The organism is Microcoleus sp. B4-C1 (assembly GCF_036705285.1).
GTDB lineage: Bacteria > Cyanobacteriota > Cyanobacteriia > Cyanobacteriales > Microcoleaceae > Microcoleus.
Genome location: NZ_JAUBUC010000176.1, coordinates 1 through 4,450, shown reverse-complemented (window position 1 = coordinate 4,450; position 4,450 = coordinate 1). Strand labels below are relative to the sequence as shown.

General features: G+C 46.8%; 5 protein-coding genes. 4 read left to right on the top strand and 1 reads right to left on the bottom strand.

Features of this window, described 5'->3' with window-relative positions; all coding sequences use genetic code 11:
• Both QUB26_RS31260 and QUB26_RS31255 read left to right on the top strand, forming a co-directional pair.
• A partial coding sequence (locus tag QUB26_RS31260; RefSeq protein WP_333233973.1) for a hypothetical protein occupies positions 1-194 on the top strand: 194 nt, incomplete at its 5' end.
• Between the two features lie 475 nt (positions 195-669).
• Positions 670-1,116 carry a hypothetical protein gene (locus QUB26_RS31255; protein WP_333303049.1) on the top strand — a complete coding sequence of 149 codons (447 nt, stop codon included), beginning with the start codon at positions 670-672 and terminating at the stop codon, positions 1,114-1,116.
• A 239-nt stretch (positions 1,117-1,355) separates the two neighbouring features.
• On the opposite strand, the gene pheS is transcribed toward QUB26_RS31255, so the two are convergent.
• Positions 1,356-2,360, bottom strand: a complete 1,005-nt coding sequence (gene pheS, locus QUB26_RS31250) for a phenylalanine--tRNA ligase subunit alpha (protein WP_333246989.1) — start codon at positions 2,358-2,360, stop codon at positions 1,356-1,358.
• 396 nt (positions 2,361-2,756) lie between these two features.
• Between pheS and surE the strand changes: the two genes are divergently transcribed.
• Both surE and QUB26_RS31240 read left to right on the top strand, forming a co-directional pair.
• Complete coding sequence (gene surE, locus QUB26_RS31245) at positions 2,757-3,563, top strand: 5'/3'-nucleotidase SurE (protein ID WP_333052936.1); 807 nt, start codon at positions 2,757-2,759, stop codon at positions 3,561-3,563.
• A 127-nt stretch (positions 3,564-3,690) separates the two neighbouring features.
• Positions 3,691-4,089 (top strand): hypothetical protein, encoded by a 399-nt coding sequence (locus QUB26_RS31240; RefSeq protein ID WP_333246991.1) that lies wholly within the window; start codon positions 3,691-3,693, stop codon positions 4,087-4,089.
• Positions 4,090-4,450: the final 361 nt, after the last annotated feature.

Sequence of the window (4,450 nt, the reverse complement as noted above, 5' to 3'; positions counted from 1 at the left end):
TCCTCTCTGTATTCTCTCCCTCTGCGTTCTCTGCGCCCTCTGCGGTTAAATCATTCCGATACAACCGGAAACGATATCATTCCTTAGAAGCGATATTTTATGACAATAATCGCCCGATTGATGATAGCTTGACTGTCGCACCTACTTATATCATTTCCGGTAACACCGTAATGATGTTGACTGTTGACGGTTGACTGTTGACGCCGTGAACAGTCAACTCTAATTTACTATTCCGAAGCTGCAACCGGAATTGATATAATTCATCTGCGTTAATCTGTGTTAATCTGCCTGTATCTGCGGTAAAAACAAGAAAATTGCTTAACCGCAGATGACAATTAATTGACGCTGATTCACGCTGATGCAGAGAAGAGATAGATGAATAATCCCGATGCTAACAGATTTGATATTAATTGTTAAATCTAAAATCTAAAATCTACAATCGACTCACCAAAGTTCAAGATTCCCAAGGGCGACTGGGGAGTCAACTCTAAAATCTAAAATCTAAAATCTAAAATCTAAAATCTAAAATTGACTGACTTTCCTGGCTTGAATCTATCAAAAGAGGGAACTTTTTTAACCGTTGTGGGCGGATAACCTCTCTCTAGAGAACGGTTCCGCCGATCGCTCAAATCGAGTAAAAATAGAATGTCATATCTCCTTTTGTATTCTATGAAACTGAATTCTTTTACGAAACGGCTTTCGACTGTCGGGCGCTGGATGGCTACAACTGTGCTTTGCGTGTCAGCGATGGCCTTCGTTTGGTCTGGTGCGTTCTTCTCCAACACCGCAGCAATGGCTTCTCCTGCTGTAAACTTGATCGCAGCAGCAGATGCGGGCGATGCGGTTCAAGAAAAAGCCAGCAAAGATGCTGGACGAGCCAAGAACTTCATCCGAGATACAGAAGAGAAGGTTAAGGAAACTGCCAAGACAAATGCTGCTAAAGTCGATCGCTCATCGGAGGATGGTAGTGTAGTAGAGCGCAAAGCTAAGAAAGATGCGGCCACCATTGAGAAAAGAGCATCGGAAGATTCAGCTCGGACTCAGAAAGCAGTAGATAATACCAAGAATGCTGTCGAGAGCGCTGTTGACAGCATCAAGGGTGTTTTTAGCAAGTAGAAAATAAATAAGTAGGTAAGTGCAAAGCCCTTGTCTACTTAAGTCAGCGGGCATAAATAAACTGATGTGAGGGGGCGGGTTTTGACCTGAAAGAAGTCGGATAGCAAGAGTTACTTGCACTCACCCGCCCACCATATCTTCTGGTTTTGTGGCTCTTGTCTGCTTACTTGAAACTGAAAAATTGATGTAGCTTAAGCAAAATCTCTAGAGGGTTTGTAGAACCGACCCCAAACCATGCTTTAAAATTGCCGTAAAAAACGCAAATCGCTAGCATAAACCCGGCGAATGTCGTCGATTTCATAAAGTACCATTGCGAACCGCTCGACACCAAAACCGGCCGCAAACCCAGTATACTTTTCTGGATCTAAACCGACTCCTTTAAGAACATTAGGATCGACCGTTCCGCAGCCTAAAACTTCCAGCCATTTGCCGTTCCACTGCAAATCCACTTCGGCCGAAGGTTCCGTAAAGGGAAAGTAACTCGTGCGGAAACGAATCGGCAAATCTTGCCCGAACATTTGTCGCAAAAACTCTTTAATTGTGCCTTTCAAGTCCGTAAATGTCAGACCTTCATCAATTGCTAAAAGTTCAATTTGGTGGAAGACTGCTGCGTGAGTAGCATCGACAGTATCGCGGCGGTAAACGCGGCCGGGAGAGACAATCCGAATCGGGGGTTTGTGCTGTTCCATGTAGCGAATTTGCACTGATGATGTCTGAGTCCGCAGTAAGTCGCCGCCTGGTAGGTAAAATGTATCTTGCATATCCCGCGCTGGGTGGTCTGGCGGTGTGTTCAGGGCCTCGAAGTTATAATAATCTGTCTCCATTTCCGGGCCGTTGGCGACGGTGTATCCGAGGCCGACAAAGATATCGAGAGCGCGGTCTATGACGGCGTTTAAGGGGTGAACGCGGCCTTGGGGGCGAAAAATCCCCGGCATGGTGACATCGATGGTTTCTGAGGCTAATTTGGCTTGGATTTGGGCGGTTTGGAGGGCGGCGCGCTTGTCTTCTAAATCGGCTTGCAGGGCTTCTTTGACTGTATTGGCGATCGCCCCTACTTTGGGCCGCTGGTCTGGCGACAGTTTGCCCATCATGCCTAAAATTTGAGAGAGTTGGCCTTTTTTGCCGAGGTAGCCGAGGCGCAAATGTTCGAGTTGTTCGAGGGTATTGGCACTGGCGATCGCACTTTTGGACTCTTGACCGAGGGTTTCTAGTTGAGTTTCAATGTCGCTTAGCTGGACAGTCATTTTGATTTTAGATTTTAGATTTTAGATTTTAGATTGATGGCTGTTTTGGGCCAAGTTGAGTTTAGCGCAATTTTGGCTCTACAGCTTGTTGATTTTAGATTTTAGATTTTAGATTTTAGATTTTAGATTGATGGCAGTTTTGGGCCAAGTTGAGTTTAGCGCAATTTTGGCTCGACAGCTTGTTGATTTTAGATTTTAGATTTTAGATTGATGGCTGTTTTGGGCCAAGTTGAGTTTAGCGCAATTTTGGCTCGACAGCTTGTTGATTTTAGATTTTAAATTTTATATTTTAGATTGATGGCAGTTATGGATAATTTGTAATAGGGAATTCGAGGTTAGAGCGATCGCCCTAGTTGAATCTAGTTTAAGATTGCTATAAGGCCTATAAAAATTTCAATGAAACTTTTAATTAGCAACGACGACGGCATCTTTGCACAAGGCATCCGCAGCCTCGCCAACGCTCTCGCCGCCGCTGGCCACGATGTGAGCGTAGTTTGTCCCGACAGAGAGCGCTCCGCTACCGGCCACGGCCTTACCTTGCACCAACCCATCCGCGCCGAAATTGTCGAATCTATTTTTGAGCCCGCAGTCCAAGCTTGGGCCTGTTCGGGTACTCCCGCCGACTGCGTGAAACTTGCTTTGTGGGCTTTACTTGACAAACCGCCGGATTTTGTCCTTTCCGGTATCAACCACGGGCCCAATTTAGGCACGGATATCATCTGTTCGGGTACGGTTTCGGCAGCAATGGAAGGAATTATGGAAGGCATTCCCAGCATTGCTTTCAGCCTCGCGAGCTTTACTTCGCAGGAATTTGGGCCGGCGGTGGATTTCGCTGTCAGCTTGCTGGCACAGTTGGAAAAACAGCCAATGGCGAAACCGATGCTGTTGAATGTCAACATACCAGCAGTCTCACAAGCAGAAATTACCGGAGTTGCGATCGCCCGTCAAGGCATTCGCCGCTATTTCGACATATTTCAAAAGCGCACCGATCCGCGCGGCAAAACTTATTATTGGCTGGCTGGGGAATTGTTAGAAGATGTAGAAGAAATCGCCGATTCGGCGGTGCCACATGATATTCCTACAGACGTACAAGCTATTCGCGACAACAGAATAACCGTAACTCCTTTGCAATATAATCTCACCTGTGCTCCAGACTTGCACTCGTTGCGGGATTGGCAATTTGCAGGTTTTCCCAAGCAGTGAGCTCCGATCGACCCGATTGGAGCGGTAAACTAGGAATTAAGGAAAAGTGCCTCTCAAGGTCTATACCTTTGGCGTTAACACAGGCTCCCAATTACTTGTTAGTTTTTTTTACTCAAGAAAAACAGTTATGAACGCTCCCACCTATAACACTCATTCTGTCACTTGCCCGATCTGCAACCGTTCCAGCGTCGTAGGCCCCGTCGGGATGGTCAGTGGACTATTCACTTGCCCCCACTGCCATTCTCATATGGTAATTAGCTGGAGCGGTCATTTTGTGCGCGATCCTTTTAGTCTCAAACAACTGACGGTAGGAAAGATGCTCAGGCGCGAGAGCAGACCCTTAGCTCGGCTTCAGCGGGACTTTGGGCTGGGTAAGCCTTTGCCGCTGATTGCAATTTTGGGCAGTGTGGTCTTTTTCGGGTGTGTGCTCGCCGCTACGGAACAATCGCTACCCCGACAGAATTCACTTCAAGGATTTTTAGAGTGGGTGAGCGGAACTGGTAATTCCCAAGATGTCTCACGTTAACATTTCTTAAAAAAGATTCTGACAGATACTGCGTGCAAATATCTAGTCCTTTAGGTAGAAATCACACTATTTTAGCCATTGCATCCATCTGAAGCTACGGGTAAGCGCTTAGACGCCGTGCCCTTCTTCCTGTGCCCAAAAACGTCAAAACCCCAGTCCGGTAGGGGTTGTAACCCCTGTAGGGAAAGCGCCGTGCCCGTAGGTGTCAACTTAACGTGCAACCGATAGTCCGACAGTCCGACAGGGGTTTCAACCCCTGCCTCAAAGCTAAAGTCGTCTGAAGACGACTAAGGAATGAGAATTAAATAACTTCCACTCTTGAAAGTGGGATGGGCGTCCCGCCCGTCCTTTTTGGACGGGC

Bases quoted from the DNA above. Each gene is read 5' to 3' on its own strand.
- QUB26_RS31240 (WP_333246991.1), top strand. From the start codon at position 3,691: ATGAACGCTCCCACCTATAACACTCATTCTGTCACTTGCCCGATCTGC.
- QUB26_RS31255 (WP_333303049.1), top strand. From the start codon at position 670: ATGAAACTGAATTCTTTTACGAAACGGCTTTCGACTGTCGGGCGCTGG.
- pheS (WP_333246989.1), bottom strand. From the start codon at position 2,360: ATGACTGTCCAGCTAAGCGACATTGAAACTCAACTAGAAACCCTCGGT.
- surE (WP_333052936.1), top strand. From the start codon at position 2,757: ATGAAACTTTTAATTAGCAACGACGACGGCATCTTTGCACAAGGCATC.